This is a genomic window from Syntrophotalea carbinolica DSM 2380, from assembly GCF_000012885.1.
Classification (GTDB): Bacteria; Desulfobacterota; Desulfuromonadia; order Desulfuromonadales; family Syntrophotaleaceae; genus Syntrophotalea; species Syntrophotalea carbinolica.
This window is the reverse complement of sequence record NC_007498.2, coordinates 1,885,991-1,900,177: the sequence shown is the minus strand read 5'-3', so window position 1 is coordinate 1,900,177 and position 14,187 is coordinate 1,885,991. Positions and strand designations below refer to the sequence as shown.

Annotated in this window: 12 protein-coding genes; 11 read left to right on the top strand and 1 reads right to left on the bottom strand. The window is 52.6% G+C overall.

The window, feature by feature from the left end; all coding sequences use genetic code 11:
* The first annotated feature begins 34 nt into the window (after positions 1 to 34).
* The 5 genes from PCAR_RS09045 to PCAR_RS09020 all read left to right on the top strand — a co-directional run bounded on the left by PCAR_RS09045 (position 35) and on the right by PCAR_RS09020 (position 5,093).
* Positions 35 to 565 (top strand): nitroreductase family protein, encoded by a 531-nt coding sequence (locus PCAR_RS09045; RefSeq protein WP_011341355.1) that lies wholly within the window; start codon positions 35 to 37, stop codon positions 563 to 565.
* A gap of 122 nt (positions 566 to 687) precedes the next feature.
* On the top strand, positions 688 to 2,031 hold the full coding sequence (locus tag PCAR_RS09040) for a DNA recombination protein RmuC (protein WP_200858963.1): 1,344 nt from the start codon (positions 688 to 690) through the stop codon (positions 2,029 to 2,031).
* Positions 2,032 to 2,099: 68 nt separating this feature from the next.
* Entirely contained in the window at positions 2,100 to 2,498 is a 399-nt protein-coding gene (locus PCAR_RS09035) for an NINE protein (protein WP_011341353.1), read from the top strand.
* A 3-nt stretch (positions 2,499 to 2,501) separates the two neighbouring features.
* Positions 2,502 to 2,936: a PaaI family thioesterase gene (locus PCAR_RS09030; RefSeq protein ID WP_011341352.1), complete on the top strand. Its 435-nt coding sequence runs from the start codon at positions 2,502 to 2,504 to the stop codon at positions 2,934 to 2,936.
* Positions 2,937 to 3,347: 411 nt separating this feature from the next.
* Positions 3,348 to 5,093: a chloride channel protein gene (locus PCAR_RS09020; RefSeq protein WP_245523278.1), complete on the top strand. Its 1,746-nt coding sequence runs from the start codon at positions 3,348 to 3,350 to the stop codon at positions 5,091 to 5,093.
* A 17-nt stretch (positions 5,094 to 5,110) separates the two neighbouring features.
* On the opposite strand, the gene PCAR_RS09015 is transcribed toward PCAR_RS09020, so the two are convergent.
* Entirely contained in the window at positions 5,111 to 6,985 is a 1,875-nt protein-coding gene (locus tag PCAR_RS09015) for an AMP-dependent synthetase/ligase (RefSeq protein ID WP_011341350.1), read from the bottom strand.
* Between the two features lie 273 nt (positions 6,986 to 7,258).
* Between PCAR_RS09015 and lepA the strand changes: the two genes are divergently transcribed.
* The 6 genes from lepA (at position 7,259) to carA (ending at position 14,135) form a co-directional block, all read left to right on the top strand.
* Positions 7,259 to 9,058, top strand: a complete 1,800-nt coding sequence (lepA, locus tag PCAR_RS09010) for a translation elongation factor 4 (RefSeq protein ID WP_011341349.1) — start codon at positions 7,259 to 7,261, stop codon at positions 9,056 to 9,058.
* A 5-nt stretch (positions 9,059 to 9,063) separates the two neighbouring features.
* Positions 9,064 to 9,723 carry a signal peptidase I gene (gene lepB, locus PCAR_RS09005; RefSeq protein WP_011341348.1) on the top strand — a complete coding sequence of 220 codons (660 nt, stop codon included), beginning with the start codon at positions 9,064 to 9,066 and terminating at the stop codon, positions 9,721 to 9,723.
* Positions 9,724 to 9,944: 221 nt separating this feature from the next.
* Positions 9,945 to 10,481: a bifunctional pyr operon transcriptional regulator/uracil phosphoribosyltransferase PyrR gene (gene pyrR / locus PCAR_RS09000; RefSeq protein WP_011341347.1), complete on the top strand. Its 537-nt coding sequence runs from the start codon at positions 9,945 to 9,947 to the stop codon at positions 10,479 to 10,481.
* A gap of 90 nt (positions 10,482 to 10,571) precedes the next feature.
* Positions 10,572 to 11,513, top strand: coding sequence for an aspartate carbamoyltransferase catalytic subunit (locus PCAR_RS08995; RefSeq protein ID WP_011341346.1), 942 nt, complete (start codon positions 10,572 to 10,574; stop codon positions 11,511 to 11,513).
* A 26-nt stretch (positions 11,514 to 11,539) separates the two neighbouring features.
* Positions 11,540 to 12,817 carry a dihydroorotase gene (locus PCAR_RS08990; protein WP_011341345.1) on the top strand — a complete coding sequence of 426 codons (1,278 nt, stop codon included), beginning with the start codon at positions 11,540 to 11,542 and terminating at the stop codon, positions 12,815 to 12,817.
* Between the two features lie 187 nt (positions 12,818 to 13,004).
* Positions 13,005 to 14,135, top strand: a complete 1,131-nt coding sequence (gene carA / locus PCAR_RS08985; protein ID WP_011341344.1) for a glutamine-hydrolyzing carbamoyl-phosphate synthase small subunit — start codon at positions 13,005 to 13,007, stop codon at positions 14,133 to 14,135.
* Positions 14,136 to 14,187: the final 52 nt, after the last annotated feature.

The following is a 14,187-nucleotide window of genomic DNA, read 5'->3' as shown; positions in this document are numbered from 1 at the left end:
CAGTAGGGATGGCACTTCTAAAGGAGGAGCAATCATGTTACTGTCTTTACTTAAAAAACGACGCAGCGTAAGGAAATACCAGCCACGCCCCATAGAAAAAGAGAAGATCGACATTCTTGTCGAAACCCTGCTGCGATCTCCCTCCTCCAGAAATCTCAATCCCTGGCAGTTCGTTTTCGTCACGGAACCAGGGCTGCTCGCAAAACTCGCTCGAAGCAAAGAACATGGAGCCGCCTTTCTTAAAGGTGCAGCTTTGGCCGTGGTTGTATGTGCCGATCCGCAACGCTGCGATGTATGGATTGAAGATTGCTCCATTGCTGCAGCCAATCTTCAGCTTGTAGCCGAAGAAATGGGTCTTGGAAGCTGCTGGGTGCAGATCAGGTTGCGACAACACAGCAGTCGCAGTGCAGCCGAGGATTATATAAAGGAATTGCTGCAGATACCCGAGGATCTTGTTGTGGAATCGATTATCAGCCTCGGCTATCCTGACGAATCCAAACCGGCCCATTCCGCCGAATCGCTTCAACATGACAAGATTTTCTTTAATATCTATGGCCAAAACTGATCCAGGCGCCCTTATCCGAGGGTTTTGCATAAGTATTTGGCATGACCATTTAAAAAACCTTTGCGCATAAAAAAAATATGGAATGGTTTATCTTCGCGGGTGCTTTTTGCGCCGGATCAGTCTTGGGTGTTTTGTTTGCGGCTATGTTTCTGCAGCGCCGTTCGGCGACGGATCAACAGGCGTTTCGTCAGGAGGCTGCATCGATTCAGGCCGTACTGGAAGAACGCCTCGCCGCGCGAAGCCAGGAGATTGCCTCGCTGCTTGAGCGTTTGGAAAAATCCCAGCAGGAGCGTATGCGTACGGCGCAGGCTCTGACAGCAGCCACTGCGAGCCAAGCCTCTCTGGAAACCAAGCTGGCAGAAGAACGGAAACAGGCCGCTGAGAAGCTTCAATTGCTCAACGATGCCAAAGAGCAGATGAAACTTGAATTTCAGAGCCTGGCATATCGTATTTTTGAAGATAAAAGCCGCAATCTTGTCGATCAGAGTCGTTCCAACCTCGACCAACTGCTGCATCCCTTTCGGGCGCAACTCAAGGATTTTGAAAAGAAGGTCGACGAAACCTACCAGAGGGAAGCCCGAGAGCGTTTTTCATTGCGTCAGGAAATCGTACGATTGCAGGAGTGTAACCAGCAGATTCAGACCGATGCAATCAACCTTACCAACGCCCTTAAGGGACAGGTCAAGACCCAGGGGATCTGGGGAGAAATCGTACTCGAGCGCATCCTGGAGCAGTCCGGGCTCCATAAGGGGCGCGAATACGAAGCGCAAGGCAGTTTTCGCGATGCGCAGGGCCGACAATTGCGACCGGATATCGTCGTGCATCTGCCGGAAAACAAAGATATTGTCGTTGATTCCAAGGTTTCCCTGATCGCCTATGAAAGATATGTGAATGCCTCGGAGGACGAACAACGCAGTCTTGCGTTACGCCAACATCTGACATCTTTGCATAGCCATATCAAGTTACTGCAAAGCAAGCATTACCAGGCGTTGCCGGGTCTTCGCAGTCTCGATTTTGTGCTGATGTTTATTCCTGTCGAGGGGGCCTTCATGTTGGCCCTTGAAGAGGATGAAACCCTTTTTCGCAAAGCCTTTGCACAAAACGTCATGATTGTCTCCCCCTCAACATTACTATTGACGTTGCGAACCATTCAGAATATCTGGCGCTACGAATATCAGAACCAAAACGCTGTAGAGATTGCCCGACAAGCCGGCAATCTTTACGATCATTTCGTACGTTTCGTCAATGATCTGGAAAAAATCGGCGATCTGCTCGAAAAAACGCGCCAAACTTATGGTCAGGCTCATAAACGGCTGACCACCGGGCGGGGGAACCTGGTTCGTCGAGCTGAAAGCCTGCGTCAACTCGGTATTCAAAACAGCAAAGTTTTATCGCCGATTATTCGGGAAAACGCCCGCATCGATCTTGATGACACCGATGCCTTTTCGAACGAACCGGCGACATAAATAACGCGCATACAGGTATTTAAAGATCGAAAGCCAGAAACCGGTTGATCATTGTGAAGGAGGATGAAATGGTTCAGGAAAATACGCACAGTCTTGTTGTCGGCTACATTTTATGGATTTTCGGATTTATCGGTGCGCATCGGTTTTATTACGGAAAACCCATAAGCGGCACTATTTATTTCTTCACCCTCGGCCTGTTTTTTATCGGTTGGATCGTGGATCTTTTTCTCATCCCTCGAATGGATCGTCAAGCCGACGAACGGTTTACCGCAGGGCGTTTGGATTACAACATCGCCTGGCTTTTATTGGGATTTCTCGGGATCGTTGGCATCCACCGCTTTTATCTCGGCAAATGGCTGACCGGGCTTGTGTATCTGTTGACAGGCGGTATTTTCGGTTTGGGCATTCTTTACGATTTCTGGACCTTGAATACTCAGGTTTCTGAAATCAACCGTCTGGGAAGCTGAGCTATGCAGCTCTCCAAAACCGACTCCTGTTTTGTCTGCGGTGGCCATAATCCCATGGGGATAAAGGCCTCCTTTCAGACCGATCATGACCTGTTATGTGCTTTCAGCCGTGTCACGCTGGAGGAACATTTTCAGGGGTGGGGGAGGATTGCGCACGGTGGTGTCCTTGCTGCGTTGCTCGACGAAACGTGTATTTATGCAGCCATGGGTCTGGGAGGACAAGCCGTTACAGCCGAATTGCAGGTACGTTATCGTAAACCTGTTCCCTGCGGATGCGAGATAACCTTGTTCGGGGAAGTGCTCAGTCATCGCAGACGCATTGTGCGTGTACGTTCGAGACTGGTGGTATCCGGAGATATCTGCGCAGAAGCCGAAGCACGCCTGTTTATCGACAGATCTTCATCTCAATCACCTGGAATTCCCCCCGAGCAGCAATGAAATCGTTCTCCGGCTGCGGTGCTGATGGCGCCGCGGCCGGCCATGCCCACCTTCAATATCCCGCCTATTTCGCCGACTGTTTCCCGTGCTCACCGTTTAAAGGGCAAAGTCACGGCCCTGTTCTTTGTTCTGTTTTTCGAGCCCCGGATCTTCGGCAAAAAACGGCCTGCTTACCCTGTGCACAAAGGGATTGTCAGACCGCACTAAACCTCCTATAATCAAACCCTGTTATGAAGATCTTGAAACTCCACGATATTATTATCTTTATCAAGTCCATACGGTTCCGTAGATGACTGCCTGTGCCCTTGCACGGGGTGTGATCGCCTATCCGTAAGAATGGGAAATATGTCTGACTTACTTAAGCCGCGCAGGTCCCTTCACAATCTTGACGTCCGAGCTGTTGGACGATTCATGTTGCTTAGTGCCCTGGTCGGCCTGGTGGCAGGCGCTGGTGCGCTGGCGTTTTATTTCGCCACCGATACGGCAACGGAGTGGATTCTTGTTCATTGGGGCGGGCTGCACACCCCGGGACATGGCAATGCCCTACAAAGCGGTGGGGTTGTAAATTCTCTCAAGATGTCGCATCGATGGTTTCTTTTTGTGATTCCCGTCCTGGGAGGTTTGGTTTCCGGGTGGCTGGTTTTTCGATTTGCCCCCGAAGCCGAAGGGCACGGTACCGATGCAGCCATTGAGGCGTTTCATCAGAAAAAAGGCCTGATACGAGGCCGAGTCCCGGTTGTGAAGGCCATTGCTTCCGTAGCAACCATAAGTACCGGGGGCTCAGCCGGAAGGGAAGGGCCTATTGCCCAGATTGGTGCCGGATTCGGGTCGTTTTTAGCCGATCGTTTAAAACTCTCCGTCTCCGACCGACGCGTTTTGTTGTTGGCAGGCATGGCCGGCGGGGTAGGTGCAACCTTTCGCGCACCTCTCGGCGGGGCACTTTTTGCAGTCGAAGTTCTCTATCAGGATCCCGAGTTCGAGCATGAAGGGCTTATCCCCTGCATCATCTCCTCGATTGTAGCCTACTCTCTGTTTGGAGCCGTGACCGGATGGAGTCCTTTATTGGCAACGCCTGCCTTTCGTTTCGAACACCCGGTTGAACTGGGTTTTTATCTACTGCTTGGTATCGCCTGCGCCATTTTGGGCACCGGTTATGTGAAGACCTTTTATTATGCCAGGGATCGTTTCGTCGCTTTAAATATGCCAACCTGGCTGAAACCGGCTTTAGGCGGTCTCATTCTCGGAGTGATGGCCATGTTCGTACCGCAAGTGCTTGGTTCGGGATACGGCTGGGTACAGGCGGCTCTTTACGGAAAAATGGCGTTGTGGTTGATGGTCCTGCTGGGATTAGGGAAGATCATTGCCACCAGCCTGACGATTTCCTCCGGAGGTTCCGGAGGGGTGTTCGCTCCGAGCCTGGTAATCGGTGCCATGCTGGGCGGTAGTTTCGGCGCCGTTGTGCATGCCTTGTTTCCCATGTTGCTGGCCGAGCCGCGGACCTGTGTGATTATCGGCATGGCCGGCTTTTTTGCCGGAGTTGCCAATACGCCCATTGCCACGCTTATCATGGTAAGCGAATTGACGGGGAATTATGCATTGCTGGCGCCGCTGATGCTGGTATGCGTGGTTGCCATGGTCTTTTTCCGGCGCAGCTCTATTTATCAGCAGCAGGTAACCGGCAGGGTCGATTCGCCCGCTCATCTTGGCGACCTGGTTGTCAATGTCCTGGCCGGCATCTCGGTCGGAGAACTGGCCGAGTTCGGCAGAGAACCGACCCTGATTCCGGAAGACATGCCGCTGAATGATATTATCGAACAGATGTCAGGTAGCGACACCAACTATTTTCCGGTCATCGATCGGCAAGGGGAAATGACCGGCATCTTTTCCATCAACGATTTGCGGCGCATTCTTCACGAAGAGATCCCGCCATCCCTTATCCTGGCAAGAGATGTTGCTATTTCTCAGGTTGTAACCACTATTCCGGAAGAATCCCTGACCCTGGCATTGCGTAAGTTTACCCGGCGCGGTATCGAGGAAATCCCCGTGGTCGATTCGGAGCACCCCGGCAAGGTGTTGTTCATGCTGTCGCGACGCGCGGTATTGACCCGCTATGCCAGCGAGTTGGAAAAGAAAAAAGGGGTTTTTGCAGAAACATGACAGAGTAAAGCATTGCATTAACCGCCGGCCGGTATATCGGCTTCCACTACATAACGCTTGATTTTTCTGGTCGTGGTCTTGGGAAATTCATCATCGCGCAGGGTGAAGCGCTTTACCCTCTTATAATCGGCCAGCCGTTTGCCGGCCTCCAGCACTTCACGCCGGATAAGTTCTTCCACATCCTCTTCATTCAGCGCCGTCAGATCATTGTCTCTCACATAGTGATCAAGTGCTTCCTGGTCCGGGAAAATGATGGCATGCACCTCCTCGGCGGTGGCCGAAAGTTTGTGTCCATAGACCATGACTTCTGCGACAAGGGGGCATTTCAACAGCTCATTTTCGACTTCTTCAGGATACACATTCTTGCCGTTGGGGGTGACGATGAGGTTTTTCATGCGACCGCAGATAGACAAAAACCCGTTTTCATCCATGTGGCCGAGATCCCCGGTATGGTACCAGCCGTCTACGATGGCCTCGGCCGTGGCCTTGGGGCGCTTGTAGTAGCCCTGCATCACGTTGGGTCCCTGAACAAGGATTTCACCGATACCTTCTTCGTTGGGGCGATCGATGCGTACCTGAACGCCGGGAATAACCTGGCCGACGGTTCCGATTTTTCGTCTGGAGGGAGATTCCGCAGAGATGATCGGCGATGTCTCCGTAATGCCGTAACCCTGAAGGACGGTAAATCCCAGCTTGGTCATGCCACGTGCAAGATCCGGATCGAGGGCCGCGCCGCCACTGATAAAGGTAATGTTACGCCCTAACGCTTTTCGAACCTTGGAAGTTACAAGCGGCCGCGTTAAGGGGATGGCAAAAAGGGCTCGGGAAAGGGGCTTTTCTTCGATGCTTCGGCTTATGCGTCCAAGAAGCACTCGGTAAACAGCGGGGACCCCCATAACATGAGAGGGTTTTTCCTCCATCAAATTCTGCCCGATTTTTTTAAGAGATTCGGCGATAGACACGGTCCCGCACAAGGACAGCGGCGCGAGAACGCCGGCAACCTGCTCGAAAACATGATTGATGGGTAAGAAGGACAGGGTGTGCATCCCTTCATCGACTTCGAGGTGACGGACGGCGGCCTCGATATTGGTCACGATATTGGCGTGACTCAGCATAGCTCCTTTGGCGCGCCCGGTGGTGCCCGAGGTGTAGAGTATAACGGCCGGATCTGTGGGGCTGCGATCCACTTCCGGTATCGATCCTTGTGTTGCGAACAGTTCCAGTGATTCGAGGTTAAAGCGCAGGGAAAAGGTATGTTTCCATGACTCGATATCGTTGAAAATACTTGAAGGCGGCTGTTTTTTACGTTCCTTTTTACTCGCGATTTCAGCCTTTTTGTAATGCAGTTGCTCCAGTCGGCGTCCCAGGTTTTCAACCTGCTGCCTTGCCATGTCGGAAATCTGGTATTGCTCCACCAGGCCGCGCCACGCTTCGACAATATCGACCATGACTTGCTCAGTTTGCGAATCCAGGCTGCGCTCTGCCGTCTTTTCCATAACGACGATTTTTGCAAGGGCAGGAAGGCCTTCGCCTATTTCGGCAAGCAGTTCGATGAAGGGACGCTCTGTGAAAAGCAATTTTGCCCCGCAATCGGTAAGAACGTGGCGCAACTCCCCAGCTTTAAGTTCTTTGTCGACCGGAACCACAATCGCACCGCTTTGCATGATAGCCAGGTAGGCTGCGATCCAGTCGGGCGAGGTCGCACCGATCAGAGCGATGCGGTCCCCTTTGCGGATACCCCAATGGTGCAGGCCGCCGGCTATGCGTTCGACTTGATGCCATAATTCCTGATAGGTCATATCCTGCCAGGTGCCCGCAGCCTTGAAGCGCAGGGCGGTTTTTCCCGGCGTTTTATCTACGGAGTGCTTTATCAACTCATCTACGGTTTTCAAAAAATGACCCTCCTGATGACCTCGATTCGCGGTTGACTCTTACAGCAAAATGACGTTCTGGTATAAGATAAAGACGGCTTCAATCAACATACATCCGGAGCGCAAAGGGTATCCATCCCCAGCACAGGAATCAAGTAAAAAGCCTAAGCGCCATGAATGGATCCAAAATAGCCATCGCAGCGTGGAAACCGCCTTTTCACTTTACAAAATCGGGGGGTTTTTGTACATTGATCCATTCGAAATTCTTTTATAAACTCCACGGAAAAGAGCCTCATGGAACGTAGTAAAATTCGCAATTTTTCCATTATAGCCCATATCGATCACGGTAAATCGACTCTGGCGGACCGCCTTCTCGAAACCACCGGAGCCCTTAGCGATCGCGAAAAGACCAACCAGTTTCTCGACAAGCTCGACCTTGAGCGGGAACGTGGCATCACCATCAAGGCGCAAGCCGTTCGCCTTAAATATCGGGCTGAAGACGGTCAGGATTATATTCTGAACCTCATCGACACTCCCGGGCATGTTGACTTCAGCTATGAAGTGAGTCGCTCGCTAGCAGCCTGTGAAGGTGGCATGCTGGTCGTCGATGCATCTCAGGGGGTGGAGGCTCAAACGCTGGCCAATGTCTACCTGGCCATCGACCAAAACCTCGAGGTGTTTCCGGTGCTTAACAAGGTCGACCTGCCCGGTGCCGAACCTGCGCGGATCAAGGAGGAGATCGAGGAGATCATTGGTCTTGATGCCTCTGACGCCGTCGAAGCCAGCGCCAAAGAGGGCATCGGCATTCACGAGATCCTCGAATCCATCGTCGAGAAGGTTCCTGCGCCGAAGGGCGATGCCGATGCGCCGCTTAAAGCATTGATTTTTGATTCCTGGTACGACTCGTATCAAGGCGTCATTATGCTTGTCCGGATCTTCGACGGTACCCTGAAAAAAGGCGACAAGATTCAACTCATGGCCAGCAAACGCAGCTATGAAGTCCTTAAGATCGGGGCTTTTTCGCCTCATCCCGTTGAGTTTTCGGAAATGGCGGCAGGAGAGGTCGGTTTTGTCATTGCGGGCATCAAGGTGTTGCAGGATGCCAAGGTAGGTGACACCGTAACCCATCTTCATCGACCTGCCGAGAACCCTTTAGCCGGTTTTCAGGAAGTCAAACCCATGGTCTACTCCGGACTGTATCCCATAGACAGCGGAGATTATGACGCGTTGCGTGATGCCATGGAAAAGCTGCGCCTGAACGATTCGTCCTTTTCCTTTGAGCCTGAAAATTCCCTGGCCCTTGGATTCGGTTTCCGTTGCGGTTTCCTCGGATTGCTGCATATGGAGATCATTCAGGAACGCCTTGAGCGTGAATTCAATATGGAGCTGATCACCACGGCCCCGACTGTACGCTACCGGGTTATCACCACCAAAGGCGAAGAGCTTATCGTCGATAGTGCCAATAAGCTGCCTGAGCTGCAATATATCGATCAGATCCTGGAACCGTTCATTGTGGCGTCCATCCACGTTCCCAACGATTACGTTGGCGGCGTGCTTGCTCTGTGCGAAGAGAAACGCGGTATCCAGCGCGAGATTAAATATCTGACCTCCAATCGTGTCATGGTCGTCTATGAACTGCCCCTTAACGAAATCGTGCTCGATTTCTACGACCGTCTCAAGACGGTCAGCCGCGGGTACGCTTCCCTGGACTACGAATTCCTCGATTACCGTCCAAGCGATCTGGTGCGTTTGAATATCCTGGTCAACGCCGAAACGGTCGACGCCCTGTCGCTCATAGTGCATCGTGACAAGTCGCAGATGCGTGGCCGGGAGTTGGTCGCCAAGATGAAAGAATTTATTCCGCGCCAGCAATACGAAGTCGCTGTCCAGGCCGCGATCGGCAACAAAGTGGTGGCACGTGCCAACGTCAAGGCGTTGCGTAAGGACGTTACCGCCAAATGTTATGGCGGCGACATCACCCGTAAGCGTAAATTGCTCGAAAAACAGAAAGAAGGCAAGAAGCGCATGAAGCAGGTCGGCAACGTCGAGTTGCCCCAGGAAGCCTTCCTCGCCATCCTCAAAGTAAAGGAATAACACGCATGTCCAATCGCACCTCGTCCGGCACAGCACTCAATAAAAATTCCGGAAAGCCGTGGTATCGTGAGTGGGGCGAAGCGATCGGCGTTGCCTTGATTTTGGCGCTGATCATACGAACCTTCTTGTTTCAGGCTTTTAAAATCCCGTCGGGATCGATGGAAGACACCTTGCTTATCGGTGATCATCTGCTTGTTAACAAATTTATTTATGGATTACAGGTGCCGTGGTCCGAGGAGAGGTTTCTAAGTCTACGCAACCCGCAACGCGGAGATGTTATCGTTTTTGAATTCCCGCTGGATGAAGACCTCCCTTTTTATAAGCGCAGGGACTTCATCAAACGGGTTATCGGCGTCCCCGGAGACACTGTTGAGGTGCGCAGCAAGGTGGTGTATATCAATGGCGAAGCGTTGAACATTCCCCAGGCCGTTCATAAAGGTCCCTTCTTTGCCGAGGATCCGCGCCGCGACAATCTCGCGCCACAACAGGTTCCCGGCGGACAGTATTTTGTCATGGGCGACAACCGAGACCGATCATACGACAGCCGCTTCTGGGGTTTTGTCGAAAAATCCGAGATAAAAGGGCTGGCGTTCATTAAATACTGGTCCTGGGACAGCAAAAAACACAGCCCTCGCTGGAATCGCATGGGGCGGTTGATCAAATAAAACCAGCACGTCAAGGTTGAATTTGAATTGACAAAGGAGCACTTCTTCTGTATCCTTCGAAAGATTTAGTAGGAACGTTCAATAGGCCTTTTAAGTTAATCCAGAGAGGTTAGCAAGGGTGATCATAAAGTCTTACCAAAAAATTAAAACCAAGATGTCCGGGTATCTTCTCCCGAAAGAGAGGATACCTTTTTTTTGCCTGAAATCCGGAGGGTTATCAAATGGGGAAGAGTGAAACCATCATTCTGGATGAAGCCGCCATCAGTAGAGCCCTGACGCGTATCGCCCACGAAATCCTCGAGCATAATCAGGGTACTGACAATGTGGCCCTGGTCGGGATTCGCACCGGGGGAGATCATCTGGCGTTGCGCCTGCAAAGTCGTTTGCAGGACATTGAAGGTGTGACCGTTCCTTTGGGTACCGTCGATATCACCATGTATCGTGACGATCTGGCCTCACGCGGGAGTCTGCCCGTCGGCAAGACAGACATACCTTTTCCCGTCGACGGTAAACGCATTATCCTGGTGGATGACGTGCTTTTCACCGGTCGCACCATTCGTGCCGCCATGGATGCCTTGATGGATATCGGACGTCCGCGAAATATTCAACTGGCGGTGCTGGTTGATCGCGGCCACAGGGAACTTCCCATCCGGCCGGATTTTGTCGGACGCAACGTTCCTACGGCTGCATCCGAACAGGTTATGGTGCGTTTCGATGATCAGTTACGTCCTGTCGAAGTTTGCCTGAGCAAACCGTAGCAGCTTGCGCATCGACTTAAAGGACTTTATTGGTTCTTGCTAGATAAATATTTGATTTAAGGATTTATTTTTTACATCAGGAGATGCGACATGGCGTTCAATCACAAGCATATTCTTGGTATCGAGCAGATGTCGGCCGAGGACATAACCCTCATTCTGGATACTGCCGAGAGTTTCAAGGACGTAAGCCTGCGGTCTATAAAAAAAGTACCCACTTTGCGAGGAAAGACGGTTATCAACGTCTTTTTCGAAGCGAGTACCCGCACTCGGACCTCCTTTGAAATTGCAGGGAAAAGGCTCTCTGCCGATACGGTTAACATCAGCGCATCGACCTCCGCCGTGGTGAAGGGGGAAACGCTGGAGGATACGGCCAAGAATCTTGAGGCCATGAAGCCCGATATCATTGTCATGCGTCACTCCTGCTCCGGCGCTCCTCACTATTTAGCCGAGCGTTGTGATTTTTCGGTCATCAATGCCGGTGATGGCGCTCACGAACATCCCAGCCAGGCACTGCTGGACCTTCTCACCATACGGCAGAAGAAGGGGCATATCGAGGGATTGACAGTGGCTATTATCGGCGACATTACCCATAGTCGCGTTGCCCGATCCAATGTTTACGCTCTAAACAAACTGGGTGCCGAGGTAAGACTGTGTGGTCCCGGTACCATGTTGCCGCCCGGTATTGAGCGTCTCGGGGCCCAGGTGTTCGATCGCATCGACGATGCCGTCAGCGGCGCCGATGTCGTCATGATGCTGCGCATTCAGCAGGAACGACAAGGCAAAACCATGCTGCCTTCCCTGCGGGAATATTCCATGTTTTACGGGCTCACCCCGGATAGAATGAAGCTTGCAAAGCCCGATGCCATTGTCATGCACCCCGGCCCCATGAACCGCGGTGTCGAGATCTCCTCGGCGGTAGCGGATGGACCTCAGAATGTTATTCTGGATCAGGTGGAAAACGGCGTGGCCGTGCGCATGGCACTGCTTTATCTGGTTTCTGGCGGTGAAAAACTCGAAGATTCGGCCCAGTAAACGCGCATGCTTGAAGAGGGATAATAATGAAAATTCTGATTACGAATGGGCGGGTTCTGGATCCGGCCCACGGTATCGATGAAAAGTTTGACGTATTGATCGAAGATAACCGTATCGCGCAGGTCGGTACGGATATTCAAACGGCGGATGCCGAAAAGATCGATGCTGCCGGCTGTCTGGTCGTCCCGGGCCTTATTGACATCCATGTTCATCTGCGCGACCCGGGATTCGAATACAAGGAAGATATCGAATCGGGAACGCGGGCCGCGGCTGCCGGTGGATTTACCGCTGTAGCCTGTATGCCCAACACCTCCCCGGTTAACGACAACAAAGCCACAACCCAATATATTCTGCACAAGGCCGCCCAGGCAGGTCATGCCAAAGTTTATCCCGTAGGGGCTATAACCAAAGGTCTGAAGGGCGAATCCCTTGCCGAACTTGGCGATATGAAACAAGCCGGTTGCGTTGCAGTCACCGACGACGGGCATCCCGTTTCCCACGGTGAAATCATGCGTCGCGCTCTCGAATACGCGCGTTCTTTCGACCTGCCCATTGTCAGTCATTCCGAAGACCTTTCCCTGGTCGGCGACGGCGTTATGAACGACGGTTTCGTCGCTACCGAACTTGGCCTGCGAGGTATTCCGTGGGTTGCTGAAGTCTCCGCTGTTGCGCGGGACGTTATGCTTGCGGAGTATACCAATGCGCGTCTGCATGTGGCCCATGTTTCAACCCGGGGCGCTGTCGAGATCATCCGCGCCGCCAAAGCACGGGGCGCAAGGGTTACTGCCGAAACGGCGCCTCACTACTTTACCCTGACCGAGGATGCCGTTCGCGGCTATGACACGCACGCCAAGATGAACCCGCCTTTGCGTACCAGCGATGACCTGGAAGCCATTCGCGAGGGCTTGGCAGACGGCACCCTGAGCGTCATTGCGACCGATCATGCTCCGCATCATCCCGATGAAAAAAATGTCGAATTCAACCTGGCGTTAAATGGTATTATCGGGCTGGAAACCGCTTTGCCGCTTACCTTGCGTCTGGTTGAAGAGGGGGCTTTGTCCTTGTCCGATGCTATTGCCTGCCTCACTAGCGGTCCCGCCGCTGCGCTGAGCTTGCCCGGTGGCACTCTGGAAGTCGGCCGACCAGCAGACGTGACGATTATCGACCCTGAAATCAAATGGACGTTGGATCCCCAGGCCGGGCAGTCGCGGAGCAGGAATACCCCCTTCGGCGACTGGAAACTCAAAGGTCGCGCCATTTGCACGATCGTCGACGGACGTATAACCTATAGACTGTCTGATTGATCGTTTCATCAGGAAGGGTTACGGTTGATCAGCGGCCGCGGCGTTTGCCAAAGGCGCGCTATAACGGTGATCCTATCCGGAACAACAATAAATGATAATCGACGGCGCTCCCTGAAGGCAGCGCCGTCACCTGCATATAGATTCAACTGCATTGAGCGTATCTTAGAACTGTAAGGAGTAAGGCCCCATGAAAGCAATTCTAGCCCTGGCCGATGGCAGGGTTTTTACCGGCAAAGCGTTTGGCGCCCGAGGGGAAGTAACCGGAGAGGTAGTTTTCAATACCAGCATGACCGGTTATCAGGAGATTCTGACCGATCCCTCCTACTGTGGCGAGATCGTAACCATGACTTATCCTCTGATTGGCAATTACGGTATTAATCCCGAAGATGTTGAATCCGGCCGACCTCATTTATCCGGATTTATTGTCAAGGAGGCCTGTCCTTACCCCAGCAACTGGCGCAGCACCACAACCCTCGACGACTATCTTAAACAGAACCAGATCGTCGGCATTCAGGGCATCGACACCCGCGCTCTGGTGCGCCATATCCGCGATAACGGTGCCCAAACCGGCATCATTTCATCCATCGATCTCGATCCCGAATCGCTGGTCGAAAAGGCCCGCAAGGCCCCATCTATCGTCGGACGCGACCTGGTGAAGGAAGTGACCTGTAAAGAGCCCTATCATTGGACCGAAGGGCCGTGGGATCTTAGCGAAGGCTACCAGCAACAAACCGGAGAGCCTCGCTATAAAGTCGTGGCTTACGACTTCGGCATCAAGCGAAATATTCTGCGCAACCTGGTGGCGATCGGATGCGATGTCACGGTGGTTCCCGCTACAACCCCCGCACAGGACGTCATGGCGATGAATCCTGACGGCGTGTTTTTGAGCAACGGCCCCGGTGATCCCGAACCGATCCAGTATGCTCAGGAAAACATTCGTCAACTGCTTGGCAAAATGCCCATTTTCGGCATCTGCCTCGGACATCAGCTTTTAGCTCTGGCCCTGGGAGGTCATACCTACAAGTTGAAATTCGGGCATCGCGGCGGCAACCAGCCGGTTCAGCGCAAAGCCGAAGGGCAGGTTGAGATAACTTCTCAAAACCATGGTTTTGCGGTGGAAGGAAGCTCTATCGACAACACGGCGGTACTGACACACATCAATCTTAACGACAACACCATCGAGGGCCTGGAACACTGTAAGCTTCCGGCTTTTTCGGTGCAGTATCATCCCGAGGCATCTCCCGGTCCTCACGATGCACGCTACCTGTTCGAGCGCTTTGCCGACCTTATGGAAAAAAATCGCCAAAGTCAGGGCTGACGGACTTTCAGGCGGACAGTGCAAAACCAATAAAACTTTGCGCCCTGCGGGG

Coding starts and splice junctions, on each gene's coding strand:
- PCAR_RS09045 (WP_011341355.1), top strand. CDS start 35: ATGTTACTGTCTTTACTTAAAAAACGACGCAGCGTAAGGAAATACCAG.
- PCAR_RS09035 (WP_011341353.1), top strand. CDS start 2,100: ATGGTTCAGGAAAATACGCACAGTCTTGTTGTCGGCTACATTTTATGG.
- PCAR_RS09030 (WP_011341352.1), top strand. CDS start 2,502: ATGCAGCTCTCCAAAACCGACTCCTGTTTTGTCTGCGGTGGCCATAAT.
- PCAR_RS09020 (WP_245523278.1), top strand. CDS start 3,348: ATGTTGCTTAGTGCCCTGGTCGGCCTGGTGGCAGGCGCTGGTGCGCTG.
- lepA (WP_011341349.1), top strand. CDS start 7,259: ATGGAACGTAGTAAAATTCGCAATTTTTCCATTATAGCCCATATCGAT.
- lepB (WP_011341348.1), top strand. CDS start 9,064: ATGTCCAATCGCACCTCGTCCGGCACAGCACTCAATAAAAATTCCGGA.
- pyrR (WP_011341347.1), top strand. CDS start 9,945: ATGGGGAAGAGTGAAACCATCATTCTGGATGAAGCCGCCATCAGTAGA.
- PCAR_RS08995 (WP_011341346.1), top strand. CDS start 10,572: ATGGCGTTCAATCACAAGCATATTCTTGGTATCGAGCAGATGTCGGCC.
- PCAR_RS08990 (WP_011341345.1), top strand. CDS start 11,540: ATGAAAATTCTGATTACGAATGGGCGGGTTCTGGATCCGGCCCACGGT.
- carA (WP_011341344.1), top strand. CDS start 13,005: ATGAAAGCAATTCTAGCCCTGGCCGATGGCAGGGTTTTTACCGGCAAA.